The following is a 26075-nucleotide window of genomic DNA, read 5'->3' as shown; positions in this document are numbered from 1 at the left end:
GCGGTCGAGGACGTGCGGACGGGTCCGGTCGCGGCGTCGTGCCGCGACCGGACCCGGGCCGTCACCCGTTCTTCTCCTTGTAGCGCTTCTGCGCGCCGTTGACCAGCTCGATGAGGTCGTTCGAGCCCTTGGCCTCCAGCTCCTTCACGTAGGCGTCCCAGGTGGCCATGTCGCGCTGGCCGAGGATGAACTGGAGCGTCGACTGCGTGACGAGGTCCTTGAGCGGGCTCTCCATCAGGGCGGCGCGCTCGCGCTCGTCCTCGTTCAGCGGCGCGGGCGGCGGCAGCGGGATGACCTCCTTGTCGGCCATCGTCTTCTGGAAGGCGACCTCCTCCTCGGTGAACATCGACTGCAGCAGCTCGGTCGCGCCGCCGTAGGAGAAGACACCGCCCTGGAAGCCGAAGTCGCGCTGGAGGTTCTTCGGCGCGCCGACGTTCATGCCGCCGAAGGCGACCTCGGGCTTGAGCACGCGCTTGCCGGCCGGGTCCTTGTCGTAGGTCGTGCCCGGCACGCCCCACTTGGTGAACTCCTGGCCCTCGTCGGAGTACCAGAGCCAGTCGATGAACTGCATCGTCGCCACGAACTTGTCGCTCTCGACCGCCTTCGCCGAGATCATCATGCCGCTCTCCAGGCGCGAGCCGCGGATGACGTCGCCCTCGGGGCCGCCGGGCAGCGGGATCTTCGCCACCGTCGCGCCGGGGATCTTGGAGACGTTCGGCCGGTAGTCGTTGACGATGTTCTGCGCGTTGCTGCTGATCGCGAACGACTTGCCGCTGGCGAACTTCTGGATCGCCGCGTCATCCTTCTGGGTGAAGCTCTCCGGGTCCATCAGCCCTTCCGCGACGAGCTTGCGGAAGTACTCGATGAGCTCCTTGTACTCCGCGGTGGCGCCGGTGAACTCGTACTTCTGCGCGGAATCGCTCCAGATCGTGTTCCTGACGTAACCCCACCCGGCCTGCGTGCCGAACGTCTGGCCCGCGTAGTTGAGGATCGACTTGCCCTCGAACCGGTCCGACAGCGGGTAGCTGTCCGGGTTCGCGGCCTTGATCGCCTTCAGGACGGTGTAGACCTCGTCCCAGTCCTTCGGCGCGGACAGGCCGAGCCGCTGGAGCTCGTCGGTGCGGAAGGCCAGCGTGTAGTCCTGCCAGACCTTCTCGTGCGCGCCGGGCAGCACGTAGAACTTGCCGTCCTCCTGGCGCAGCGTGTTCAGCTCCGGTTGGAGCTTCCACTTCTCGACCTTGTCCTTGAAGTGCGGCATCAGGTCGAGGTAGTCGCTGATCGGCAGGATCGCGCCGGAGGAGACGAACTGCTCCTCCTGGCCCGGGTAGGTCTTGGAGATGATCGTCGGCGCGTCACCCGAGCTGATCAGCAGACCGCGCTTCTGGTCGTAGTCGCTGTACGGCACGACCGTCGGCTTGATCGTGACGTTGGTCCGCTGCGTGATCTCCTTCCACAGCAGCCAGTCGTCCTTGATCGGGTAGTGCGACTGGTCGAGGTAGAGCAGGCTGACGTCCAGCGGCTCGGTCGCCTTGAACTGCGTGCCGGCCCGGTAGTCGGCCATCGACGCGGCCTTCTTGCCCTCCAGGTCGACCCCGCTGGCGGCGGTGTCGCCCTCGTCGCCGCACGCCGCCACGCCGACCACGAGGCTGCCTGCCACGAGAGTCAGAAGCGTGCGCTTCAACCTTGTTCGCATCTTGCTCTCTCCTCAGGTGTTTGACACCGTCGTCAACTCTGCGGACGCGTTACTGCTTGACCGCGCCGAGCATCACGCCCGACACGAAATAGCGCTGGATGAACGGGTAAACGACGACGATGGGCAGCACGGTGAGCACCATCGTCACGGCCTTGATGTTCGCGGAAATGGCGACCGCGTTGGTCTCCACGGCGCCGACCGACGTCGCGGAGGTGGCCCCGGCGATCATGTTCCGCAGGTACACGGTGACCGGGAACAGGTCGGCCCGGTCGAAGTAGAGGAACGCCTGGAACCACGAGTTCCAGTTCGCCACCGCGTAGAACAGGACCATCGTGGCCAGCACCGCCTTCGACAGCGGCAGCACGATCTTGAGCAGGATGCCGTAGGTGTTCAGGCCGTCGATCGCGGCGGCCTCCTCCAGCTCCGTCGGCAGGCTCTCGAAGAACGCCTTCATCACCAGCAGGTTGAACACGCTGATCGCGTTCGGCAGCACGACCGCCCAGATCGTGTTCGTCATCCCCATGCCGTTGATCAGCACGTAGTTGGGGATCAGGCCGCCGTTGAAGAACATGGTGAACACGGCGATGCCGATGAGCAGGCCGCGGCCCTTGAGCTTGTGCTTCGACAGCACGTACGCGTAGATCGTGGTGAGCACGATCGAGATGGCGGTGGCCGTCACCGTGTAGATGACAGTGTTCAGGTAGCTGTTCCAGAACGCCGGGTCGGCCGCGACGAGCTCGTAGGTGTCGAGGTTGAAGCCGCGCGGCACCAGGTTCACCTGGCCGGTGCGGATGTAGACCTCGCTGCTGAACGACTGCGCCACGATGTTGACGAACGGGTACAGCGTCACCGCGACCACGCCGAGCAGCAGGACGGTGTTGACCACGCGGAAGACCCGGTAGCCGGGCGAGTCGTCCAGCGAGGTGCGGCGGGCGGCGGCGGGCTTGTCGAGCCGGTCGACGAGGTCCGTCGGTTCGGTGGTCACCACAGGCTCGTCCCCACTGCTCGGCGCGAGATCGCGTTGGCGGACAGGATCAGCGTGAGGCCGATGACCGACTCGAACAGGCCGATCGCGGCGGCGTAGCTGAAGTTGTTGGACACCAGGCCGACCCGGTACAGGTAGGTCGAGACGACGTCCGCGGTGGGGTAGGTCAGCGGGTTGTAGAGCAGCAGGACCTTCTCGAACCCGACCGCCATGAACGTCCCGATGTTGAGGATCAGCAGGGTGATCATCGTCGGCCGGATGCCGGGCAGCGTGACGTGCCAGGTCTGCTTCCACCGGTTCGCGCCGTCGATCCGGGCCGCCTCGTAGAGCTGCGAGTCGATGGTGGTCAGCGCGGCCAGGTAGAGGATCGTGCCCCAGCCGACGGTCTGCCAGACCTCGGACGAGACGTAGAGCGAGCGGAACCAGCCCGGCTCCTGGATGAACGAGACCGCGTCGCCGCCGAAGGCGCGCACGACCTGGTTGACCGTGCCCTCCAGCGACACCAGCTGCATCACCATGCCCGCCACGATCACGATGGACAGGAAGTGCGGCAGGTAGGACACCGTCTGCACGAACCGCTTGAAGTAGCGCGAGCGGACCTCGTTGAGCAGCAGCGCGAGCACGATCGGCAGCGGGAAGGCGAACAGCAGCGACAGCGCGCCGAGCACCATCGTGTTGCCGAAGACCTCCCAGAAGTTCGGGTCGTCGATGAACATCTTGACGTAGCGCAGGCCGACCCACGTCTCGCCGTAGATGCTGCCGCCCGGCACGAACTTGCGGAAGGCGATGACGTTGCCGAGCATCGGCGCGTAGCGGAAGACCAGGAAGAACAGCAGCGGCAGGATGGCCAGCGTGTAGAGCTGCCAGTCGCGCTGCCACGCCTTGCGCCAGGTGGTCCGGTACCGCGGCGTCCGGGGCCTGCGCGCAACCGCCGCGGACCGGTTCGGCGCGGTACCGGTCGCCGGTTCGCTGGTCCGGGTGGTCATGCCCGCTCCACCTCCTCGTGGGTGACCGACACGGCGGTGAGCCAACGCCGGGTGTGGTCGACTTCGCGCAGCGGGCCGTCGAGCCGCAGGTCCACCGCTTCGTGCGCGTTCGCGCTGGACCGGGACACGCGCAGCTGCACCGCACCCGGTTCCACCACGCGCCGCCCGTCCCGCCCGGTGAACGACGTGACGTCGGCGGGCACGCGGAACGCCACCCGGGCCGACGCGCCCCCGTCCAGCGGGACCCGCGCGTAGCCGATGAGCCGCACGACCGGGCGCGTCACCTGCGCCACGGGGTCGTGCAGGTAGAGCTGCACCACGTCCGCGCCGGGGCGGGCGCCGGTGTTGCGCACGTCGAGCTCCACCTCGACCTCGCCGTCGGTCGTCCACGGCCCGGTCGACACCACGCGCGGGGACGACCAGGCGAACTCGTCGTAGCCCAGCCCGTGGCCGAACGGGAACGCCTGCGTCGGGTCCACGTTGGACACCCCGCTGCGGTGGCCGAGCGGCGCGGACAGGTAGGTGCCCGGCTGGCCGGAGGGGTCGGCGGGGATGCCGACCGGCAACCGGCCGGACGGCGCGACGGCGCCGGTGAGGACGTCCGCGATGGCCCGACCGCCGAGCTGGCCGGGGAAGAAGGTCTGCACGACCGCCGCCGCGCCGCCGGCCAGGTCGCCGATCGCGTAGGGGCGGCCGGTGATGAGCAGCAGCACGACCGGCGTGCCGGTGGCGAGCACCGCGCGGACCAGGTCGGCCTGCGCGCCGGGGAGCCGGAGGTCGGTGGCGTCGCAGCCCTCGCCCGACGTGCCGCGGCCGAACAGCCCCGCCAGGTCGCCGACGGCGACGACGCACACGTCGGCCCGCTCGGCCGCGGCCACGGCGGCGGCGACCTCGTCGGGGTCGGCCTCGCCGATCACCGGGCAGCCCTTCGCGTGGGTGACGTCGCCGCCGAGCGCGTCGCGCAGCGCGCCGAGCACGGTCGGGATCTCCAGGCCCAGCCCGGTCTCGGGGTGGTGCACGCCGATGTGCGCGGGGAACGAGTAGCAGCCCAGCACGGCCATCGGGTCGTCGGCCAGCGGGCCGACCACCGCGACCCGGGCGTCCGGGCGCAGCGGGAGGACGCCGTCGTTGGCGAGCAGCACCACCGACTCCTGGGCCAGGCGCAGCGCGACCTCCCGGCCTCGCGGCGAGTCGAGGCGGAGCGCGTCGACGTCCGGTGGGGTCGGCGACCAGTCCGGGTCGAGCAACCCCAGTTCCACCTTCTGGCGCAGCACGCGGCGCAACGCGCGGTCCACCAACGCCTCGTCCACGTCGCCGCGGCGGAGCGCGGCCAGCAGCGGTTCGCCGTAGCAGCGCACGGTCGGGAGTTCGACGTCGACGCCCGCGGCGAGGGCCAGCGCGGCGGCGTGCGACTCGTCCTCGGCGACCCCGTGCAGCGTCTGGAGGAACTTGACCGCGAAGTAGTCCGCGACCACCGTGCCCTCGAAGCCCCAGGTGTCGCGCAGCAGCGTGGTGAGCAGCCCGGCGTCGGCCGCCGACGGCAGACCGTCGACCTCGGTGTAGGACTGCATCACCGACCGGACACCTCCGTCGCGGACCGCCATCTCGAACGGGGGCAGCACGACGTCGGCGAACTCACGCGGGCCGATGGCGACCGGGGCGAGGTTGCGCCCGGCGCGGGAGGCCGAGTAGCCGGCGAAGTGCTTGAGCGTGGCGACGATGCCGGACTCTTCCAGACCGCGCACGTACGCGGTGGCGACCGTGCCGACGAGGTACGGGTCTTCGCCGATCGTCTCTTCGGTGCGCCCCCAGCGGTAGTCGCGGGTGACGTCCAGGACCGGCGCCAACCCCTGGTGCACGCCGGCGGCCCGCATCGAGGCGCCGATCAGCCCGGACATCTCGGCGACCAGCCCCGGGTCGAACGACGCGCCCCAGGACAGCGGCGCCGGGTAAGCGGTTGCCTGCCAGGCGGCGAAACCCGTCAGGCACTCCTCGTGCACCAGCGCGGGGATGCCGAACCGGTTGGCCCCGACCACTTGCCGCTGCGACGCGGCCAGCGAACGGGCCCCCGCCACCGGGTCGACCGGCCGGGTGCCGAACGGGCGGGTGAGCTGGCCGAGGCCGTCCGCGATGACGTCCTCCCAGATCAGCGGGTCGCCGGTGAGGTCGGACTGGTGCGGTGCGACGCCCGCGCCGGAGGGGTCCGCGCCGACCCAGATGCCGACGAGCTGGGACAGCTTCTCCTCCGGCGACATCGCGGCGACGAGCGCTTCGACCCGTTCGGCGACCGGCCGCCCGACGTCCCGCCACACCGCGCCCGGTCGGTCGGCGGCGGTCGGGTCGGCGTCGCCCCCCGACGTCGCCGCGACGTCCGTCGTCCTGTTCACCATTGGCCAGGCACCCCCGCTCACGTCCTCGTGATGACCGAAACTATCGAAGTACTTTCCGACATTCCGTTCCGGTGGGGGAGACCGTAGGGCGATCTCCGCGAGACGTCAACAGTCCGTAGCCGGTCTGTGTCTCCGCAGTTCAATCGGTACGACTTGGGGTCGAACTTCGTTCTGCCCCTGGACCGATTACGTGGAAGATCCACGTCAAGGGCTGCCATGCTGGTGGTCGAAAGGTCGAACCTTTACGCTCGGCCGTCGAAACTTTAGAACCGGCGCCGGGGTGCGGGCCCGAGTGCCGAACAGGGGGCAGCATGAGTTCGTCGACCGAGCGTGACGCCGGTTCCGCGCCCGAGAAGGCGGTGAAGGGCGCGGCGTCGATCTCGTCCATCGCGGCCGAGGCGGGCGTGTCGATCCCGACCGTCTCGAAGGTGCTCAACGGGCGCCCCGACGTCGCCCCGGACACGCGTGCGCGGGTCGAGAGCATCATCGAGCAGCACCGGTACCGACGACGACGGGCGCGCCAGTCGTCCCGGCCCGCGCTCATCGACCTGGTCTTCCACGAGATGAACTCCGCGTGGTCGACCGAGATCATCCGCGGCGTCGAGCTGGCCGCGGCGAACGAGCGCGCCGCCGTCGTGCTGTCCGAACTGGGCGGCGAGCACCGGCCGCGGCGCGAGTGGTTCGACGACCTGCTGGCCCGCCGCCCGCTCGGGGTGATCCTCGTGCTGGCCGGGCTGGACGCCGAGCAGCGCCGCCAGCTCGACACCCGCAACATCCCGTTCGTGTTCGTGGACACCGCCGGCGAACCGCCGCCCGGCGTGCCGACGGTCGGTTCGGCCAACTGGGCGGGCGGCCTGGCCGCGACCCGCCACCTGCTCGCGCTGGGGCACCGGCGGATCGCGGTCATCTCAGGGCCGACGACCATGCTGTGCAGCCGGGCCCGGGTCGACGGGTACCGCAGCGCGTTGGAGGACGCGGACGTCGGCATCGACCCGGACTTCGTGCGGTACGGCGACTTCTACGTCCAGGGCGGCTACAGCCACGGCCTGGAACTCCTCCGCCGCCCGGACCGCCCGACCGCGATCTTCGCGGGCTCGGACTTCCAGGCGCTGGGCGTCATGCGGGCGGCGAGGGAACTCGGGCTGTCCATTCCGGACGACCTGTCCGTCGTCGGCTACGACGACCTGTCGGTCAGCGAGTGGATAGGGCCCCGGCTGACCACGGTGCGGCAGCCGCTGCGCGAGATGGCGACCACCGCGGCGCAGATGGTGTTCAGCCTGGCGCGCGGCGAACGCCCGCCGAACGAGCGGATAGACCTCGCCACCGAACTGGTCGTGCGCGAGAGCACCTGCCCTCCGCGCTCAGCCTGATCCACACCCTACCCGCCTCGCCCTGCCTCATCCGCCTCAGCGCAGCGGCGTGTGGGCCGGGTCCACTCGTTCACCCTCGCGGACCGGGCCGGGCGGGGCGCCGTCGCCGAAGGGCCGTCCGCCCAGCGCTTCCCGGCCGTGCGGCGTGACCCACCCGGCCAGGTCCGGACCGCCGGGCACGATCCCGCTCGGGTTGATGTCCTTGTGCACCACGTAGTAGTGCTGCTTGATCTGCGCGAAGTCGACCGTGTCGCCGAACCCGGGCGTCTGGAACAGGTCGCGGGCGTAGGCCCACAGCGCGGGCATCTCGCTCAGCTTCTGCCGGTTGCACTTGAAGTGGCCGTGGTAGACCGGGTCGAACCTGACCAGCGTGGTGAACAACCGCACGTCGGCCTCGGTGATCGTGTCGCCGACCAGGTACCGCCGGCCGGTCAACCGCTCCTCCAACCAGTCCAACGCCGTCCACAACCGGGCGTGGGCGTCGTCGTAGGCTTCCTGCGAACCCGCGAAACCACACCGGTAAACGCCGTTGTTGACCTCGGTGAAGACCCGCTCGTTGACCTCGTCGACCTCGTCGCGGTGCGCCTGCGGCAGCAGGTCCGGCGCGCCGTCGCGGTGGTGCTCGCGCCACTGCGTGGACAGGTCCAGCGTGATCTGCGCGAAGTCGTTGGTCACCACCGCGCCCGTCGTGGTGTCCACGATCGCGGGCACCGTGATGCCGCGCGGGTAGTCGGGGTCGCGCTTGAAGTACGCCTCCTGCAGCCGCTCGATGCCCAGCACCGGGTCCCGCCCGCCGGGATCGAGGTCGAACGTCCACGACCGGGCGTCGTGCGTCGGACCGGGCAGCCCCAGCGACAGGGCGTCCTCCAACCCGAGCAACCGCCGCACGATGATCGACCGGTTCGCCCACGGGCACGCCCGCGCCGCCACCAGCCGGTACCGCCCCGCGACCACCGGGAACCCGTCCTGCCCGTCGGTCGTGATCCGGGTCGTGATGTACCGCGTGTCGCGGGTGTACTCCTTGCCCTTGACCGAGTAGGTCCCGCCCTGCCGGTGCTCAGGATTCCCGTCCGCCGCGGACGCCGAGTTCTCGCTCACGGCCGTCAGCCTACGTCGGGAACCGGGCGCGGGCTCATCAGCCGATCACCGCGCGGCCCGGTCGGGCGCAGGCCGGTCGGGCGGGCCGGAACGCCGCCGCACGGGCGAGCCGACGCGAACGGCGGGCCCGGTTCTGGCAGGCTGCCCGACAGGCGCCGCAGGGCGCGACGCGGTGGAGGGGACGGGACGACGTGAGCGCAGGAGACCGCCGCTGGGCCGACCGAGGCGAGGCCATCGGCCACGGGGTGACCTGGATGGCGCGGTGGAGCACGCGGCTGGCGCTGGTCGCGATCGGCTTCGTGCTGCTGTGGATGCTCATCGCCAGGCTCTGGGTCGTGGTGATGCCGGTCCTGCTCGGCCTGCTGATCACGACCGTGCTGTGGCCGCCCGCCCGCTGGCTGCGCTCGCGCGGCCTGCCACCCGCCCTGGCCGCGACGATCGTGCTGCTGGCCGGGCTGGGCGTGCTGGGCGGCGTGGTCGCCCTCATCTCCACGTCGATCGCCTCCGGCGTCCCGGAGATCGCCGACAGCGCCACCCGCGCCCTCGAACAGGCCCTCAACTGGGTGTCCGGCCCGCCGTTCAACCTCCGGGGCAGCCAGCTCGACCAGGTGGTGCAGCAGGGGATCGACCAGCTCCAGTCCAGCGTCGGCTCCATCGCGAACGGCCTGCTGACCGGGGTCGGCACGGTGACCTCCGGCATCGTCACCGGCATCCTCGCCCTGCTGCTGGCGTTCCTGTTCGTCAAGGACGGGCCGCGGTTCACGCCGTGGCTGCGCGGTGTGATCGGCGAGCGGGCCGGCGGGCACGTGACCGTCGTGCTGGACCGGATCTGGACGACGTTGGGCGACTTCATCCGCACGCAGGCGATCGTGAGCCTGGTGGACGCCGTGCTGATCGGCCTCGGCCTGGTCGTGCTGGGCGTGCCGCTGGCCGTTCCGCTGGCGGCGCTGACGTTCCTGGGCGGCTTCGTGCCGATCGTCGGCGCGTTCGTCGCGGGCGCGCTGGCCGTCCTCGTCGCGCTGGTCAGCAACGGCGTGACGACGGCGGTGATCATGCTGGTGATCGTCGTGGTGGTGCAGCAGGTCGAGGGGAACGTGCTGCAGCCGGTGCTCCAGTCGCGCAGCCTGCGCCTGCACGCGGCCGTCGTCCTGCTGGCGGTGACGGCGGGCAGCACCCTCTACGGCATCGCGGGCGCGTTCCTCGCCGTGCCGGTGGTGGCGACCGTCGCGGTCGTGCTGCGCTACCTGGGCGAGGTGATCGACGGTCGGGTCGGGTCCTCGCTGGAGGTCAGGGGAGAGCCGGGCGCCAAGAAAGAGCCGGGCGCCGACTGAAGATGCGTCGGTTTGCCGCAGCACTTCATTAATGGCTGTGCTCCTTTTGGAGGTAGGCACTCCCGGCCGGGTGAGATCCATCGTCAATGGTTGTAGCTGATCGCACTCGCCGCGTGACGGCCTGCGATCGGATGACCCGACGAGTGGGTTTCTTCATGAAACCCATGGTTAATATGCGCGAATGCTCCGACGCACTTACGACGACCAGGTCTGCTCGATCGCTCGGGCGCTGGAGGTCGTCGGCGAGCGCTGGACCCTGCTGATCGTGCGGGACGCCCTTTCGGGGGTCACCCGGTTCGACGGTTTCCTCAACCGGATGCCGATCGCGCGCAACGTGCTCAGCGACCGCCTCAACGGTCTGGTCGAGTACGGCGTGCTGGAGCGCGTGCAGTACCAGGACCGCCCGCCGCGTCACGAGTACCTGCTGACCACCAAGGGGCGTGACCTGACGCCGGTCGTCCTCGCCCTCATGGCGTGGGGCGACCGGCACCTGCCGACGCCGACCGGCCCGCCGATCGTCGCCGAGCACGCGGGCTGCGGCGGGAGCGTCGGCACCCTGATGATCTGCGACTGCTGCGAGCAGCGGGTGGACCCGAGCAAGGTCGTCAGGCGACCGGGGGGCGCGGCCCGGCCACCGGGGTGACGAGCCCGCCGGCCGGGTTCGCGCGTTCGCCGCCGGCTAGGATCAGGTGCGCCGAGGTGTGGACCGGCTGTGCCCGGTCGTCGACCGGAAGTGCCCTCGGCGCGACGCTGGGGGACGGGTGTGACGAGCCGGTTCGGCGCTTTACTGCGGCAGCGGCGGCAGCGGGCCGGGTGGAGCCAGGACGACCTGGCCGAACGCGCCGGGCTCGGCGTGCGGACCGTCCGCGACCTGGAGGCGGGCAAGCGGGGCAACCCGCAGGTGCGCACCGTGCGGCTGCTGGCCGACACGTTGCCGCTGTCCGAGGTCGAGCGCGCCGAGCTGTTCGCCGCCGCCGGTCACACCGAGCCCTCCGCCACCGGACCTACCGGCACCGGGTCGACCGGCACCCGACCGTTCGACACCGGGCCGACCGATACCCCACCGGGTCACGCCCAGCCGTTCACGGTGCTGCCGCCGGACGCGAGGCCGACCAGCGAGGACGTCACCGGACCCGCGACCCGGCCACCCGGCGCGGACCCGCTCGCCGAGGCGGCCGACGCGCTGGCGCACGCGGTGCACGCCCGCTGGCTCCGCGAGGAGGAGCACCAGCAGGTCCACGACCCGGTGCCGCTACCCGTCCGCTGGCGACCCGCACCCGCCTCCCTGCGCGACAGCTGGGCCAACGTCCGGGTGGCGAAGCCCGGCGAGACCGCGCGCCCGCTCGACCTGGGCGGTCGGCTCGACCGGATCGTGGAGGTCTACCGGCGCGTCCCGTCGCGCCGGCTGGTGGTGCTCGGCCGGGCCGGCGCGGGCAAGACGATCCTGACCACGCGGTTCGTCCTCGACCTGCTGGGCGCCAGGGCGCCGGCCGACCCGGTCCCGGTGATCTTCGGCCTCGGCTCGTGGAACCCGGTCCGCACCGAGCTGCGGGACTGGCTGGCCGAGCAGCTGGTGCGCGACCACCCCGGCCTCGCCGCGCCGGGCCCCGGCGGCTCGTCGCTGGCCGCCGCGCTGGTGGACGCCCACCGCGTGCTGCCGGTGCTGGACGGCTTCGACGAGGTCGCGGGCGGCCTGCACCGGGCGGCGCTGGCCGCGTTGAACGCCACCACGCTGCCGCTGCTGGTGACCAGCCGGGTCGCCGAGTACCGGGCCGCGGTCGAGGCGACCGGCGTGCTCCGGGCGGCGGGCGCGGTGGAGCTGGTCGACCTCACCGGCGCCGACCTGGCCGACTACCTGCCGCGCACCACCGGGACGACGGGCCGGTCCGGCAACCCCTGGCAACCGGTGCTCGACCAGGTGCTGGCGCACCCCGACGGCGTGCTCGCGGCCGTGCTCACCACGCCGCTGATGGTCGCCCTGGCCCGCCGGATCTACAGCGACGCGCCGGGCCACGACCCGGCGGAACTGCTGGACGCCGCCCGGTTCGACGCGGTGGAGGCGGTCGAGCAGCACCTGCTCGCCGGTTTCGTGCCCGCCGTCTACCAGGAGCGCCGGGGCGCGGGCGGGTACGACGTCGAGCACGTCCGGCGCTGGCTCGGCCACCTCGCCGACCACCTGACCCGGTTGGGCACGCACAACCTGGCCTGGTGGCAGCTCGGCACGTCGCTCCCGCGCCGCGCCAGGGCGCTGGTCGTCGCCCTCGCGATCAGCGCCTGCCTGACCGTGGCCGACGTGGTGGTCGAGGGCGTCCTGATCCAGGCGGTGACGGTGGAGCTGGTGGCGCTCGGCGTCGTGATCGGGTTGCTCGCCGGAGTGTCGTTCGGGTTGGCGCACTGGCACCTCGCCCGCGTCCAACCGCTGCAACCGGTCCGGTTCCGGCTGCGGTTGGGGTTCGGCGGCGGACCGGGGTCGAGGTGGCCGCGGGTGCGGTCGAGGGCGCGGATGGGGCTGCTGTTCGGCGTCCTGGTCGGGTGCGCCTACGGGCTGGTCGTGCAGCTGGCGGCGCTGGTCATCACCGGCGTCGGCAAGCCGCCGCTGATGGTGCTCATCGACCTCGGCGTGTTCACCGCGGTGTTCGGCTCCGGCGCCATGCTCGCCTTCGGGCTGATCGCCGCGGTCGAGTCGCCGCTGGACCTCCGGTCGGCCGCCAGCCCGGCCGGGCTGCTCCGGGCGAACCGCCGGACCGTGCTGGTCCAGATGGCGTTGTTCATGCCGATGTTCGCCGCCTTCGTCGCGGCCACGACCTGGCTCATCGTCCTGGCGTGGACGTCGTTGCCGCTGGAGGCGTGGTCGGGGATCACGATGGTGTGGAGCGGGCTGTCCGGGTTCGTGCTCGGGCTCGTCGGCGCGCTCGGCGGGACGATCGGCTACGTGCTCGGCATGACCGCGTGGGGCCAGTGGGTGGTGTTCGCCCGGTTCTGGCTGCCGCTGACCGGCCGGCTGCCGTGGGTCGTGGAGGGGTTCCTCGACGACGCGTACCGGCGTGGCGTGCTGCGCCGGGTCGGTGCGGTCTACCAGTTCCGCCACGCCCGCCTCCAGGACCACCTGACCGAGAGCTACCGCACCGGCCGCTGAGGTCGTCCGCCCTGCTCAGGCACACCGGCCACAGATGGCCTGTCGATCTGCCTGTTCGCCGCCGCCCCGCGTCGCCAGCATTGGCCCAGCCGGAGACGGGGTCGGCGGTGGGAGGGGGTCGCGGGGTGTCAGCAGAGGGATCGGCGTCGGCGGTCGGCGGGACCAACTGGGACGCGTACAGCCACGAGGAGCTGTACCGGATGCTGTGGGAGGACGCGGACGTCGCCGACGTGAGCGTGGTCGCCACCGAGTGGGCGCGGCACCGCGTCGCGCTGGACGCGCACGCCGAGGTGCTGCGGGAGCAGCGGGCCGCCCTGCTGGACGGCTGGAGCGGTCCGGCGGCCGAGGAGGCGGCCGACCGGCTGGACGCGCTGGCCGCCAGGGTGGAGAAGATCAGCGAGCTGGCGCGGGCCGGGCAGGTGGCCGCGCAGGAGGCCGCCGACGCGCTGGCCACGGCGAGGGCCACGATGCCGCCGCCACCCGCCGACCCGGCCGTGCCCTTCGGTAACGGGCAGCCGACCTCGGTGCAGTCCGCTTTCGGAGCGGGCCTGCCGCCCCTACCACCCCTACCGCCCCTGCCCGCCTTCCCGAGCGCACCCACCTTCCCGATGGCGTCCTTCGCGCCCGCGTCGAACTTCAGCGGGATGTTCGCCCCGACCACGACCACCTCCGGCACGAGCGCGGCGTTCGGCGTGGTCGGCGGCGCCGGGTTCAGCTTCTACTTCGGCGCGGCCTCGGCGGACCAGCAGAAGGCGGAAGCCGTGCGCGCCATGCGCGCCTACGAATCGAGCCTCGCGGGCAGCGGCCGGCTCATCGACCAGGCCCGCGGCGCGATCCCACCGGCCGCGCCGGTGTCGCGCGCCAACGTCCCGGCAGCCGTCCCGGGAACCCCGAACCGGACGGCCGGTGGCTCGGTGACCGGCTCGCGCGGCGGTGTGCCGTGGGCGCGGCTGCTGGGTGGCGGCGGGTCGGCGGTCGGTCCGACGCCGGTCGGCGCCGGAGCGCAGGCGGGGCACGCCGCGCAGCTCGCGCCGGGCATGCGGGCCGGTGTGCTGCTCGGCGCGGCGGGCCCGTTCGGCACGTCGTTCGGCCCGGGCGCCGCCGACCCCGCCGCGACGCGAGGCGCCGGTCAGGCGGCGGTGGCCCCACCGGTCGGCGGGCGTCCCGGCGGCGGTGACGACGAACAGCACGAGAACCGGATGCCGACGGTCGACCACGGCCTGTTCACCGTGGACGACCCGGTCAGCCCGGCGGTCATCGGCGAGACGACGGGAGCGCGGCCGTGAACGAGGGGTACCACGTCGAGCTGGACCTGATCGAGGCCCGGATCGCCACGCTGACCAGGCTCGGCGACCTGACCGGCGACCTGGTGTCGGCGGTGGGCGCGCTGGCCGCACGAGAGCCGATGCTCGGCACCGCGCCGCCCGCGGTGGAGCTGGCGCAACGGCTGCGCGCGGCGGCGGGGGAGTCCGGGCTGGCGGGCGAGGTCGGCGCGGCGCAGCGCGAGGTCGAGGCGTTCCGGCGGATGCTGGCCGAGGCCAAGGACGCGTACGCCGCGGTGGACGCCGATGCGGGGTCGTCGGTGCGCGCGGCCGGTGAACGCGGTTCGGCGGCGACGCCGTGACCGCCACGATCGACAGCGGGGTCGACTTCACGCCAGTCGAGCTGGACCTGCTGGCCACCCACGCCGGCGCGCGCCTGCCGTTCCCGCTGCGGACGCAGGTGTTCGGCGCGGTCGCCCGGGAGCGGGACGCGCTGCTCGCCGAGGCCGCGCACGGGCTGCGCGCCCGCGGCCTGGCCACCGGCGACGGCCCGGTCGGGGTGGCGCAGGAGCTGGTCACCGCGCTGCGGGAGCACCGGGCCTCGGTCGACCTGGTGGTGATCGGCGGGGTGGTCACCGGCGCGGTGGCCGTGGTCCACCAGGACCGCGCGGTGGTGTGCCGGCAGACGTCGGGCGCCGGGTGGGGGAGCGCGGTCCGGGTCGTCGCCGTCCCGGCCGACGACCTGGCCGGCGAGCTGACCGCCCTGGTCCCGGACGTCCGGGCCGCGGTGACCATGCCGATCACGCTGCCACCGGGCGCGGTCGACGGCGCCCTGGACCTGACCGGCGACGAGCCGGACACCCGGCGGCAGGCGCGCGAACTGGTGCGCGCGTGCGGCGGCGACCCGGGGGCGGTGGACCGGCTCGTCGAGCTGTTCCCCGCGGTGACCGGCCGGGGCCAGCTCGGCGTCGTCCGCCGGTCCGGCGCCGCCGTCACCCGGTTGCGCGAGGTGTCCTGGCTGGACAGCGCGCGGGGCAGGGTGCGGGTGGATCGCGGGGACGGCGGCTGGGTGAGCGTGAACCCGTTGCGGCACGGCGATCTCGTCCGGCTCATCGGCGAGGTCGCGGAGGTCGCCCGCGCCTGATCGGCCGGGTCGGCCAGGAGGACCACGAGTGGACACACGGAAGGGGAGGACCATGGACCCGGCGCAGTGGCTGGCGGACTACCGGGAGCGCCTTGAACGGGCGGCGCACGGCGCGCGCGCCGCGAGTGCGAGCCTGCGCGAGGTCGGCGCGACCGCGACGTCGCCGCGGGGCGAGGTGAGCGTGACCGTGAACGCCGGGGGGCTGCTCGACCAGGTCACGCTCACCCCGGCCGCCCGCAGGCTGGAGGCGGACGCGCTGGCCGTGCTCATCGTCGCCACCGCGCGCGACGCGCAGCGGCTGGCCGGCGCGCGGATGGCTGAGGTGATGTCGGACTACCTGGGCGAGGGCGAGGCGTTGTCCCGGATCACCGAGCACCTGCCCGCGGAGGTCGGTCGATGACCGGGCAGGGCGCCTTCGCCGTCGACCCCGAGCAGCTGCGCGCGCACGCCGGCCGGGTGGCGGCCCACGCCGACCGCCTCGCCGGGACGGGGACGCGGCTGCCGGGCGCGCTCGGCGAGCAGTCGCTCGGCTCGTTCGCCGGTTTCCTCACCGCCGGGCTCGGCGGCGCGATGGCCACGACGCTGGACGCGTTCGGCCACGCCGCCGCGGTGGTCGACCAGGTCGGCGCCGGCCTGCGGCGGTCGGCCGAGCACTACGAGCGCACCGACGACGACCACGCCACCGGGCTGACCGGCATCGGGGCGACCGCGGAAGGGAGCACCCGGTGGCCACGACCCTGACCAGGACCGAGGACGCGGGCACGACGTCGGACGCGGGACGGGTCGCCGCCCCTGCTCGCCGAACTGCGCGCCACCGGCGCCGCCATCGACGGCGGGGAGTGGCAGTCGGGCGGGCTGGCCGGTGACCCGGACGCCCCGCTCGACGCGATGGGCTCGGACACCCGGCCGTTGTCGGCCCTGGACAGCGCGGGCGCGGGGTTCCTCACCCCGATGATCTCGTTCCTGGAGGAGCCGCTGGGCCGACTGCGCGGCGACCCCGGGTCGGTCGCGTCCGGCGCGGGCGAGTTCGCCGCCGCCGGCCGGGACGCGACGTCGGTGGCCGACGAGTACCGCTCGTCCGCGGCGGCCGAGACCGGCGGGTGGTCCGGGCAGTCCGCGACGGACTACCTCAAGGCGGGCACCGAGCTGGCCGACGGCATCCTCTCGATCGCCGAGACGTCGCTGACGTCGGCCAAGGCGCTCATCGCGGCCGGCGAGGTCGTCGCCAAGACCGTCGCCGCCGTCACCGCGCTGATCACCGAGGTGGTCGCCAGGATCGCGCCGATCATCACCGAGGCGATCGCCGCGGCGCCGGCCACGTTCGGCCAGAGCCTCGCGGTGGCGATCCCGCAGTGCGTGCAGATCGCCGCCGACTACGGCGGTCGGATCGCGGCCAAGCTGGCCGAGCTGCTGACCAGCGGCGAGAACCTGATCAAGCTGGTCGAGGGCGCGCTCGGCGTGCTGAAGGTCGTCAAGGAGGTGCTGTCGTTCATCGGCGAGCAGGCCCGGGGGAGCGGCACGGCGCCGGGACCGGGGAAGCCCGCCGACGAGCCGGCGGGCAGCGCATGACCGGAACGACACCTGGACACGTGCTGTGAGAGGGAGGGGCATGATGCGACGACTGACCGCCACCGGGGCCGCGCTGGCCGTGGTCGGTGCGCTCGGGCTGTCCGGCGGGGCCGCGTCGGCGACGAGCGCACCGGCGGCGAGCGCGCCGCCGGTGTTCGCCGACGGGCACGGGCTGACCGTGGTGAGCCAGCCCGCGTGGGTGGACGACAACGGGCGCACGTTCGTGTTCACCGTGCGCACCGCCCAGGTGCCCGCGTACTCCGTGATGGCGGGCCAGGTCTCCGGCGAGCACGTGGTGATGGTGACCCTGCCGGAGGGCTACGACCAGGACGCCGCCACCCGCTACCCGGTGCAGTACCACCTGCACGGCCACCCGGACCGGCCGAACACGGTCGCGAACCAGCGGCTGTTCGAGGAGACCACGGCGGGCGTGCCGCTGATCACGGTGGCGCCCAACGGCTCCGGCCGGGGCTGGTACTCGAACTGGGTGAACCCGCCCGCCGCGCTCGGCCCGCAGAACTGGGAGACCTTCCACCTGGACCAGGTGGTCCCGTTCGTGGACGCGAACCTGCGCACGATCCCGACCAGGGACGGCCGGGCGATCTCCGGCCACTCGATGGGCGGCTTCGGCGCGCTGCACTACGCCGAGCACCGGCCGGAGCTGTTCGGCTACGTCGGCTCCTTCTCCGGCGGGCTGGACCTGCTGAGCCAGGAGCTGCGGGCGACGGTCGTCGCCACCACGCAGCTGCCCGGCAGCGGCACGCCGACGGTCCCGATCGACGCGATCTTCGGTCCGCCGATCTGGCCGCTGGACGGCGTGTGGAACCGGGAGAGCCCGGCCCAGCACGTCGGCCCGCTGCGCGGCATGGGCGTCGCCCTCTACACCGGCAACGGCGGCGACCTCACCGTGGACCCGGTCCAGGCCGTGGTGGAGAACCGGGCCTGGGCGACGAACCTCGTCACCCGGGACCACCTGGTGGCGGCGGGCATCCCGCACACGTTCGTCGACTACGGCGACGGCAGCGGTTGGGCGGAGGGCTGCACCGGCAAGCACGCGCAACTGCCCTGCCTGCTGGCGGACATGGACCACTTCGTGGGTCTGCTGATGGCCGGCCTCACCCACCCGTAAGCGCACAGGGCCCAATCCGCCGGCGCCCGCGGCCCCGGCCGACCACGATGGCGGCCATGATGCTGCTGGTGCCGGCGGACCCGCTCCGCGCCACCCGACCGGACCCCCACTTCGCGCCCGAGGCCGCCGCCGCCCGGGAGGCCGGGCACCCGGTCGCGGTGGTCGACCACGACGCCCTGGCCCGGGGCGAGGCCGACCGCGCGGTCGCCAAGGCCCCTGCCGGCGAGGACGTCGTCTACCGGGGGTGGATGCTGCGCTCCGAGCACTACGCCGCGTTCGCCGAAGCCCTCGGGCGGCGCGGCGCCGTGCTGCGGACCAGCCCCGACCAGTACCGGACCGCGCACGAACTGCCGGGCTGGTACGACGACTTCAAGGACCTGACGCCGGAGTCCGCCTGGACCGACGGCTTCGACCGGGACGGCTTCGAGCGGGCCCGCGAACGCCTCGGCGCCGGACCAGCCGTGCTGCGCGACTTCACCAAGTCGGTGAAGCACCACTGGCACGAAGCCGCCTACATCCCCGACCTGGCCGACGCCGACGCGTCCTGGGCCGTCGCCCGCCGCTTCACCGAGCTGAGGGACGACGACGCGACCGGCGGCTTCGTGCTGCGCCGCTTCGAGCCGTTCACCTCCGCCGAGGTCCGCACGTGGTGGGTGGACGGCGCGTGCGCGCTCGTCGGACCGCACCCCGACACCCCCGACGACGTCGTCGACGCGCCGGACGTCACCGCGATCGGCCCGCTGGTGCGGCGCCTGCGGTTCGTCACCGTCGACCTGGCCCGGCGCGCGGACGGCGCGTGGCGGGTGGTGGAGCTGGGCGACGGGCAGGTGAGCGACCGGCCGCGGACCACCGCTCCCGAAACCATGATCCGGATCATCGAGCAGGCGCGTTTTCCGCTGGTCACCGACGGGTACTCGGACGTCATGGGCATTGACGACAAGTTCGACGCCAAGGCGGACGAGCTCAAGGGCAAGGTCAAGGAGACGACCGGTCGCGCCACCGACGACCGGGACCTGGAGGCCGAGGGCAGGGGCGATCAGGTGAAGGGCAACCTCAAGCAGGCTGCCGAGAAGGTCAAGGACGCGTTCCGCAAGTGACGCCCCGCGCGGCGGGCGCCCGGGTCGCGACCCGGGCGCCCGCCGCGCTGCCGTGCCCCCACGGCCTTTCGTCGGAGTGTCACGCCGTGCAGGCTGCTCCGCCCAATGTCACACCGGCAGGCGTGCTCGCCGTGCGCCGTTCGCGGTGAAGCCGAGCGCCACCGACGCGCCCGCGCCGAGCGACGGCGCATTGGGGTTCCACGACCCGCCTTGCCGCCCCGCCAGCCGCAGTCCTCGTCGTTGGACGGGTCGTTGTCCCAGGTGTCGGAGAGGCCGCCGCGATGACGCCGCTCATGGCCACCGCGGCCGCTGTGAGGGCGCCGGTCATGGATCTCCGCGCTGCCGCGAAGGGCGTCAGCGGACGCCGCGCGGCCGGAACTGGATGCTGATGCGCGGACCGACCGCCTTCGCCGCCTTGGGCACGGCGTGCTCCCACGTCCGCTGGCACGACCCGCCCATGACGATCAGGTCGCCGTGGCCGAGCGCGTACCGCAGGGTCGTGCCACCACCTCGGGGTCGCAGCGCCAGCGCGCGGGGCGTGCCCACCGACACGATCGCCACCATCGTGTCCTCGGTCGAACCTCGCCCGATCGTGTCACCGTGCCAGGCGACGGAGTCCCGGCCGTCGCGGTAGTAGCAGAGGCCGGCGGTGCGGAACGGCTCGCCGAGCTCGTCGGCGTACCAGGCGCTCAGCTCGGCCCGGGCGCGCGTCAGCACCGGGTCCGGCAGCGGCGTGGTCTCGTCGTAGAAGCGGAGCAGGCGCGGGACGTCGACCACGCGCTCGTACATCTGCCTGCGCTCGGCGCGCCAGGGGACCTCGGCGACCAGGCGGCGGAACACCGCGTCCGCGCCGGTCAGCCAGCCGGGGAGCACGTCGACCCACGCGCCGTCCCCCAGGGCGGTTCGCCGCAGGCCGCTCAGCGGGCGCAGCGCGGGCGCCTCGGCCCCGTCGTCGAACAGCGACACCTGCACGGGCCCGAGCATAGCGCGGGGGTCGAACAGGAGTTCGACCCCGATGTGTTCTATAGCTTCAGTGTTGACTGAAGAGCATCACGCGTCCGGCTCCGGCTTGCGCCGTCTGCCACCGGTCCTGACCTGCTTGGACGCCTCGTCCACCGGCTCGGTCTGCGGCTTCCCGGCGGTCGCCGATTCGGCGGCGCCAGGGTGGTCGGCGAGCAGGATGGCTGCCAGCTCGTCGTAGATAGGTGTGCTGCTCATGGAAGATCCTCTACCCCGTTTGGACGGAAGTTACACGCGTGTTCTTCGCGGCGCGCGGCCAGGGTGACCTGCCGCACAACTCCTCGTACTTCCGATAGATGGATGTCCTAGTAATCTGGTGGGAAGATCCACGCTGCCGAAGGAGCCGGTCGTGACCGCTGCACCGCTGCACACCCCGCTGCACCCGGTCCGCTTCGTGACCGCCGCCAGCCTGTTCGACGGGCACGACGCCGCGATCAACATCATGCGGCGCATCCTGCAGTCCCAGGGCGCCGAGGTCGTGCACCTCGGCCACAACCGGTCGGTCCGCGAGGTCGTCGCCGCGGCCGTGCAGGAGGACGTCCAGGGCATCGCGATCAGCGCCTACCAGGGCGGGCACGTCGAGTACTTCAGCTACCTGGTCGAACTGCTGGCCGAGCGCGGCGCGGGGCACATCAAGGTCTTCGGCGGCGGTGGCGGCGTGATCGTGCCGGAGGAGATCGAGCTGCTGCACTCGCGCGGGGTGGCGCGGATCTTCTCGCCGGCCGACGGCCAGCAGCTGGGCCTGGCCCGGATGATCAACACGATGGTCGAGGCGTGCGACCGCCCGCTGGCCGAGCGCCCGCCGTCGTCGTGGGACGGGCTGTTCGCGGGCAGCGAGGACGTGCTGGCCCGCGCGATCACGTTCATCGAGGCCGGTGTGCTGCCCGATGATGTACACGAACGGGTGGCGCGGGCCGCCGCCGAACGGCCGGTGCCGGTACTGGGAATCACCGGAACGGGTGGTTCCGGCAAGTCGTCGCTGACCGACGAGCTGGTCCGCCGGTTCCGGCTGGACCAGCAGGACAAGCTGCGGGTCGCGGTGCTGGCGGTCGACCCGACCCGCCGGCGCGGCGGCGGCGCGCTGCTCGGCGACCGGATCCGGATGAACTGCCTGGACGGCGACCGCGTCTTCTTCCGGTCGCTGGCGACCCGCCGGGCCGGCTCGGAGGTGCCGGAAGGGCTGTCCGACGCGATCCTGGCGTGCAAGGCGGCCGGGTTCGACCTGATCGTGGTGGAGACGCCCGGCATCGGCCAGGGCGACGCGGCGATCGTGCCGTTCGTCGACCTCTCGCTGTACGTGATGACGCCGGAGTTCGGCGCCGCGTCGCAGCTGGAGAAGATCGACATGCTGGACTTCGCCGACGCGGTGGCGATCAACAAGTTCGAGCGCCGGGGCGCGGAGGACGCGCGTCGCGACGTGGCCAGGCAGCTGGTGCGCAACCGGGAGGCGTTCGGGTCGTCGTGGGAGGACATGCCGGTCTTCGGCACGTCGGCGGCGACGTTCAACGACGACGGCGTGACCGCCCTGTACCAGCACCTGCGCGGTGAGCTGGCGCAGCGCGGGCTGGACGTGGCCGAGGGCGTGCTGCCGGTCGTGCCGGGCCGGGTGTCGACGTCGGCGGCGACGGTGGTGCCCGCGACCAGGGTGCGGTACCTGGCCGAGATCGCCGAGACCGTGCGCGGCTACCACCGGGCGACGGAGACGCACGTGGACGCGGTGCGGCGGGTGGCGCACCTGCGGGCGGCGCGGGCCGAGCTGGAGTCGGCCGGGCACGACACGGAGGCGATCTCGTCGCTGCTGGTGTCGGCGGAGGGGCGGGTCGACGCGGTGTCGGCGGAGCTGCTGGCGTCGTGGCCGGGCGTGGTCGAGGCGTACAGCGGCGACGAGATGGTCGTGAAGGTGCGGGACCGGGAGATCCGCACCAAGCTGGTGCGGGAGACGTTGTCCGGCAACGAGGTGCGCCGGGTGTCGTTGCCGCGCTACGAGGACGACGGCACGCTGCTGCGGTTCCTGCGCAAGGAGAACCTGCCCGGCCACTTCCCGTACACGGCGGGGGTGTTCCCGTTCAAGCGCGACGGCGAGGACCCGGCGCGGATGTTCGCGGGCGAGGGCGACGCGTTCCGGACGAACCGCCGGTTCAAGTACCTGTCGAAGGGCTCGGAGGCGACCCGGCTGTCCACCGCGTTCGACTCGGTGACGCTCTACGGCCGCGACCCCGACACCCCGCCGGACGTCTACGGCAAGATCGGCACGTCCGGGGTGTCCATCGCGACGCTGGACGACATGAAGGCGCTGTACGAGGGGTTCGACCTGGTCTCGCCCACCACGTCGGTGTCGATGACGATCAACGGCCCGGCGCCCACGATCCTGGCGTTCTTCCTGAACACGGTGATCGACCAGCAGGTGGAGGAGTTCCGGGCCGAGCACGGGCGGGAGCCGTCCGAGGCGGAGGCGCGGGAGCTGCGGGCACGGGCCCTGGCGACCGTGCGCGGCACTGTGCAGGCGGACATCCTGAAGGAGGACCAGGGGCAGAACACCTGCATCTTCTCCACCGAGTTCTCGCTGCGGATGATGGCCGACATCCAGGAGTGGTTCATCCGGCAGGGGGTGCGCAACTTCTACTCGGTGTCGATCTCGGGCTACCACATCGCCGAGGCGGGGGCGAACCCCATCAGCCAGCTCGCGTTCACGCTGGCCAACGGGTTCACCTACGTGGAGTCGTACCTGGCGCGGGGCATGGACGTGGACGACTTCGCGCCGAACCTGTCGTTCTTCTTCTCCAACGGGATGGACGCCGAGTACAGCGTGATCGGCCGGGTGGCGCGGCGGATCTGGGCGGTCGCGATGCGGGAGCGCTACGGGGCCAACGAGCGGTCGCAGAAGTTCAAGTACCACGTGCAGACGTCCGGTCGGTCGCTGCACGCGCAGGAGATGGACTTCAACGACATCCGGACCACGCTGCAGGCGCTGTGCGCGCTGTACGACAACACGAACTCCCTGCACACCAACGCCTACGACGAGGCGATCACCACGCCGACCGAGTCGTCGGTGCGGCGGGCGATGGCGATCCAGCTGATCATCAACAAGGAGTGGGGCCTGTCGGCGAACGAGAACCCGCTGCAGGGCTCGTTCGTGGTCGAGGAGCTGACCGACCTGGTCGAGGAGGCGGTGCTGGCGGAGTTCGACCGGATCTCCGAGCGCGGCGGCGTGCTGGGCGCGATGGAGACCGGTTACCAGCGCGGCCGGATCCAGGACGAGTCGATGCTGTACGAGCAGCGCAAGCACGACGGCTCGCTGCCGCTGATCGGGGTGAACACGTTCCTGCCGGAGGGCGGGGAGCGCGAGCACGTGTCGATCGAGCTGGCGCGGGCGACGGAGGAGGAGAAGCGCTCCCAGGTCGAGCGGACCCGCTCCTTCGCCGCCGCGCACGCCGCCGAGGCGGAGCCCGCCCTGCGCCGGTTGAAGGAGGCCGCGGCGTCGGGGGAGAACGTGTTCGAGGTCCTGGTGGACGCGGCGCGGGTGTGCACGCTGGGGCAGATCACCGAGGCGTTCTTCGAGGTGGGCGGCCAGTACCGGCGCAACGTCTGACGCTCGGTGGTTCACCCGGACGGGTGGACCACCGTGGCCGTCGTCCCGGGGCGCGCGAGCAGTTCGTGATCACGGGCTGCTTCGTACCAGATCCGGTCGTCCTGGAACGCGGGGTCGCCGGCTCGGAAGCGTTCGGCCCACTGGCGTGACAGTTCGTGCAGCGATGACTGACCGTCGCCCGGCATCAACCAGCGCAGGCCGGGGCTGCTGCGACGGAAGCCGTGCACCAAGAGGCCGAGCGGACTGGTGTTCTCCGGGTACCCGCGTGTGCGAGCGGCCATCGGAAGGATCGGCCCGGTGCCGCGGATACCCGCTGCCAGTCGCCCTCGGGTGTCGTCGGTGATCTCGAAGTCGTTCTTCTGGAAGTTCACGTCGAAGTCGTCGCAGTGGATCTCGCCGATGATCCGCCCCTGGTTCGGCAGGTCCACCGGGTACTCGCGCAGCTGCGGCTCGACGTGGTGGGGGTCGTTCCAGGTGAACAGCCGCTTGTCGCGGACGAGGATCTTGCGGCCCCGCCACAGGAAGTCGATCCCGTAGTCCACCTCGTGCAGGTACCGCTGGATCCCCAACCACCCGTGGACGCGCCGGGGTCGCTCCCGGGCGAGCGTGCCGGGGAAGTCCGGGGGCAACACGAAGTCGACGTGCTGCACCGCGGCGATCACCTGGTCTTGGCGCAGAACCGTGCGGTCCTCCCTCCAGGCGCACGGGAGCCGAGGTGCCACCGGATCGCCGTCGACGGTGACACGGAGGTCGCCTTGGCGCAGCGCATGGCTGTACACGTCCGCGATGTGCTCGGCGATCATCCGCGGTCTGCGCAGCACGTGCCAGGCGTCGGCGTGCACGTCGGTGATGACGACCTCCACGTCGGTGGGCGGCTCGGCGCCCGACGTCCGCCTCCGGGAGGTCGGGCGCCGGCCGGCGCCGAGTTCACCCAGGTCGAGTTCGAACTCGGTCCACCTGCCGTCCGTGACCGCACCCACCGTGATCTTCCTGCCCAACGGGTACGCTGCCGCCAACAGGGGCAGCCCGACCGAGGTGAGCCGGCGTCCTCGGGCGCGGACGACGACTGCCTCGATCGCTTCGCCGGTCCCGCGCCGCAGCACGATGTCGATCGTCGTGCGGTCGTGGCCGCCGTGCGACGGCATCTCGTGGACCAGCGCGTCGACCACGCGCAGCACGCACTGCTGCGGAGCCCGATCACCACCGCTCAACGCGGCGAGCAACCGGGCGTCGGGCAGCGGGTCCGCCAGGTGCGCGCCCCCCGGTACGCGTGGCGGACCGGCCAGGTCGTCCAGTTCGGCGGCAGCGCCGTCGAGGGCCTGGCGACTGGCGGTGAGCACCGCGTCGGCCACGACCTGGTCGAGGCTGCCCATGAGTTCGTGGTCGTTGTGCGCGGCGAGCTCGAAGGAGGCCGCGCGGTCGGTGGTGGTGGCACCACCGAGTTCGAGGAGTCGTTGACGGAGGTGCAGGTGGTCGCCGATCGCGTCCTGGTGGATCCGGTTCGCCCGCGCCAACTGGGCGTGTGCCCGGTCCAACTGCTGCTCGGCCTGGGGGAGTCGGTGTCGTGCCTCGGCGAGTCGGACGTTGAGCTCGAGCGCTGTGCCCAGTGCCTCCTGCGCCGCGCGCCGGTCGGCTTGTTCGACAGCGATCCTGGCGTTCAGCTCCGCGCGCTGTTCGGCGAGCGTGTCGATGCTGGTGATGAGGCCGCTCAAGAGCCACAGCAGGCGGTCGACGATCGTCCGGTGGACGTGGACCGCGGACCTGGCCCGGAGGCACCGGGTCTCCGCCGCGCGGACCTCTGCGCGCAGTGATTCGACCGCACTGCGGTTGACCGGCAGCGGCGCCGTGCCGATCCCGGCGGCGTTCCACAGCGGTTCCGCCATGGCGACCAGGCGGTCCGACGCCCGGGGATCGTGCGGCACGCAGGCCCTCAGCAGGGCGACCACGAATTCCCAGTCCGGCCTCCGGTCGCCGCTGAGCGCCCTGGCGATCGTGTCCTTGCCGCGGTTCATCGGCGTTGTCAGGTCACGCAGGGTCCTCCCGTGGTGGTCCAGCCGGTCGCGCAGCCACGTGATCAGGGCGTTGAGCTCGGGCTGCCCGTCCGGCAACGCCCGCCACGGGCGCCCGCCCCGTCGCCCGACGCCGCTGTCCGCCATGCCTCCCCGTTCCGGGTTGTCGCGGCGACAACCCCGTTGTCCTGACTTGTCCGCGGTCGACCTGCGGCCGCGTCGCGGTGGCATTGGCGACAACCGCCGGAATCCCGAAGCTGGTGTCGA

Annotated in this window: 21 protein-coding genes; 13 read left to right on the top strand and 8 right to left on the bottom strand. The window is 72.4% G+C overall.

The window, feature by feature from the left end; genetic code table 11:
- Nucleotides 1-61: 61 nt before the first annotated feature.
- The 4 genes from AB0F89_RS27200 to AB0F89_RS27185 all read right to left on the bottom strand — a co-directional run bounded on the left by AB0F89_RS27200 (nt 62) and on the right by AB0F89_RS27185 (nt 6054).
- Nucleotides 62-1657: an extracellular solute-binding protein gene (locus AB0F89_RS27200; RefSeq protein WP_367128450.1), complete on the bottom strand. Its 1596-nt coding sequence runs from the start codon at nt 1655-1657 to the stop codon at nt 62-64.
- Between the two features lie 85 nt (nt 1658-1742).
- Nucleotides 1743-2678, bottom strand: coding sequence for a carbohydrate ABC transporter permease (locus tag AB0F89_RS27195; RefSeq protein ID WP_367128448.1), 936 nt, complete (start codon nt 2676-2678; stop codon nt 1743-1745).
- Nucleotides 2675-3664, bottom strand: a complete 990-nt coding sequence (locus AB0F89_RS27190) for an ABC transporter permease (RefSeq protein WP_367128447.1) — start codon at nt 3662-3664, stop codon at nt 2675-2677. Before AB0F89_RS27190 ends, AB0F89_RS27195 begins: the two co-directional genes overlap by 4 nt.
- The gene (locus tag AB0F89_RS27185) at nt 3661-6054 is read right to left on the bottom strand and encodes a glycoside hydrolase family 3 N-terminal domain-containing protein (RefSeq protein WP_367128446.1); all 2394 of its coding nucleotides are present in this window, start codon (nt 6052-6054) and stop codon (nt 3661-3663) included. Before AB0F89_RS27185 ends, AB0F89_RS27190 begins: the two co-directional genes overlap by 4 nt.
- A gap of 311 nt (nt 6055-6365) precedes the next feature.
- Between AB0F89_RS27185 and AB0F89_RS27180 the strand changes: the two genes are divergently transcribed.
- A complete protein-coding gene (locus tag AB0F89_RS27180; RefSeq protein ID WP_367128445.1) occupies nt 6366-7424 on the top strand; it encodes a LacI family DNA-binding transcriptional regulator in 1059 nt (352 codons plus the stop codon).
- A gap of 36 nt (nt 7425-7460) precedes the next feature.
- Here AB0F89_RS27180 and AB0F89_RS27175 read toward each other — a convergent pair whose 3' ends face one another.
- Nucleotides 7461-8420, bottom strand: coding sequence for a glutathione S-transferase family protein (locus AB0F89_RS27175; RefSeq protein WP_367139010.1), 960 nt, complete (start codon nt 8418-8420; stop codon nt 7461-7463).
- Between the two features lie 293 nt (nt 8421-8713).
- Between AB0F89_RS27175 and AB0F89_RS27170 the strand changes: the two genes are divergently transcribed.
- The 11 genes from AB0F89_RS27170 (at nt 8714) to AB0F89_RS27120 (ending at nt 19190) form a co-directional block, all read left to right on the top strand.
- Entirely contained in the window at nt 8714-9853 is a 1140-nt protein-coding gene (locus AB0F89_RS27170) for an AI-2E family transporter (RefSeq protein ID WP_367128444.1), read from the top strand.
- A 181-nt stretch (nt 9854-10034) separates the two neighbouring features.
- The gene (locus AB0F89_RS27165) at nt 10035-10496 is read left to right on the top strand and encodes a winged helix-turn-helix transcriptional regulator (RefSeq protein ID WP_367128443.1); all 462 of its coding nucleotides are present in this window, start codon (nt 10035-10037) and stop codon (nt 10494-10496) included.
- Between the two features lie 120 nt (nt 10497-10616).
- Nucleotides 10617-12989, top strand: coding sequence for a helix-turn-helix domain-containing protein (locus AB0F89_RS27160; RefSeq protein ID WP_367128442.1), 2373 nt, complete (start codon nt 10617-10619; stop codon nt 12987-12989).
- A 125-nt stretch (nt 12990-13114) separates the two neighbouring features.
- Complete coding sequence (locus tag AB0F89_RS27155) at nt 13115-14275, top strand: hypothetical protein (RefSeq protein WP_367128441.1); 1161 nt, start codon at nt 13115-13117, stop codon at nt 14273-14275.
- Nucleotides 14272-14613, top strand: coding sequence for a hypothetical protein (locus AB0F89_RS27150; protein WP_367128440.1), 342 nt, complete (start codon nt 14272-14274; stop codon nt 14611-14613). Before AB0F89_RS27155 ends, AB0F89_RS27150 begins: the two co-directional genes overlap by 4 nt.
- Nucleotides 14610-15395 carry an ESX secretion-associated protein EspG gene (locus AB0F89_RS27145; protein WP_367128439.1) on the top strand — a complete coding sequence of 262 codons (786 nt, stop codon included), beginning with the start codon at nt 14610-14612 and terminating at the stop codon, nt 15393-15395. The genes AB0F89_RS27150 and AB0F89_RS27145 overlap by 4 nt, the downstream gene beginning before the upstream one ends.
- Nucleotides 15396-15447: 52 nt before the next feature.
- Nucleotides 15448-15795: a YbaB/EbfC family nucleoid-associated protein gene (locus tag AB0F89_RS27140; RefSeq protein ID WP_367139008.1), complete on the top strand. Its 348-nt coding sequence runs from the start codon at nt 15448-15450 to the stop codon at nt 15793-15795.
- The gene (locus AB0F89_RS27135; RefSeq protein ID WP_367128438.1) at nt 15792-16136 is read left to right on the top strand and encodes a WXG100 family type VII secretion target; all 345 of its coding nucleotides are present in this window, start codon (nt 15792-15794) and stop codon (nt 16134-16136) included. Before AB0F89_RS27140 ends, AB0F89_RS27135 begins: the two co-directional genes overlap by 4 nt.
- A 147-nt stretch (nt 16137-16283) precedes the next feature.
- The gene (locus AB0F89_RS27130; protein ID WP_367128437.1) at nt 16284-16964 is read left to right on the top strand and encodes a WXG100 family type VII secretion target; all 681 of its coding nucleotides are present in this window, start codon (nt 16284-16286) and stop codon (nt 16962-16964) included.
- A gap of 40 nt (nt 16965-17004) precedes the next feature.
- Nucleotides 17005-18093: an alpha/beta hydrolase gene (locus tag AB0F89_RS27125; RefSeq protein ID WP_367128436.1), complete on the top strand. Its 1089-nt coding sequence runs from the start codon at nt 17005-17007 to the stop codon at nt 18091-18093.
- 56 nt (nt 18094-18149) lie between these two features.
- Nucleotides 18150-19190, top strand: coding sequence for an ATP-grasp domain-containing protein (locus tag AB0F89_RS27120; RefSeq protein WP_367128435.1), 1041 nt, complete (start codon nt 18150-18152; stop codon nt 19188-19190).
- Between the two features lie 354 nt (nt 19191-19544).
- On the opposite strand, the gene AB0F89_RS27115 is transcribed toward AB0F89_RS27120, so the two are convergent.
- The gene (locus AB0F89_RS27115) at nt 19545-20174 is read right to left on the bottom strand and encodes an alpha-ketoglutarate-dependent dioxygenase AlkB (protein WP_367128434.1); all 630 of its coding nucleotides are present in this window, start codon (nt 20172-20174) and stop codon (nt 19545-19547) included.
- 66 nt (nt 20175-20240) lie between these two features.
- On the bottom strand, nt 20241-20408 hold the full coding sequence (locus AB0F89_RS27110) for a hypothetical protein (RefSeq protein ID WP_367128433.1): 168 nt from the start codon (nt 20406-20408) through the stop codon (nt 20241-20243).
- A gap of 151 nt (nt 20409-20559) precedes the next feature.
- Between AB0F89_RS27110 and icmF the strand changes: the two genes are divergently transcribed.
- Nucleotides 20560-23799, top strand: a complete 3240-nt coding sequence (gene icmF, locus AB0F89_RS27105) for a fused isobutyryl-CoA mutase/GTPase IcmF (RefSeq protein WP_367128432.1) — start codon at nt 20560-20562, stop codon at nt 23797-23799.
- Nucleotides 23800-23810: 11 nt separating this feature from the next.
- Here the strand turns inward: icmF and AB0F89_RS27100 are convergent, their stop codons facing one another.
- Entirely contained in the window at nt 23811-25955 is a 2145-nt protein-coding gene (locus tag AB0F89_RS27100; RefSeq protein WP_367128431.1) for a hypothetical protein, read from the bottom strand.
- Nucleotides 25956-26075 lie beyond the last annotated feature (120 nt).

This window comes from Saccharothrix sp. HUAS TT1 (genome assembly GCF_040744945.1).
Lineage (GTDB): Bacteria > Actinomycetota > Actinomycetes > Mycobacteriales > Pseudonocardiaceae > Actinosynnema.
The sequence above is the reverse complement of the archived record's forward strand: the minus strand, read 5'-3'. Positions and strand labels throughout refer to the sequence as shown.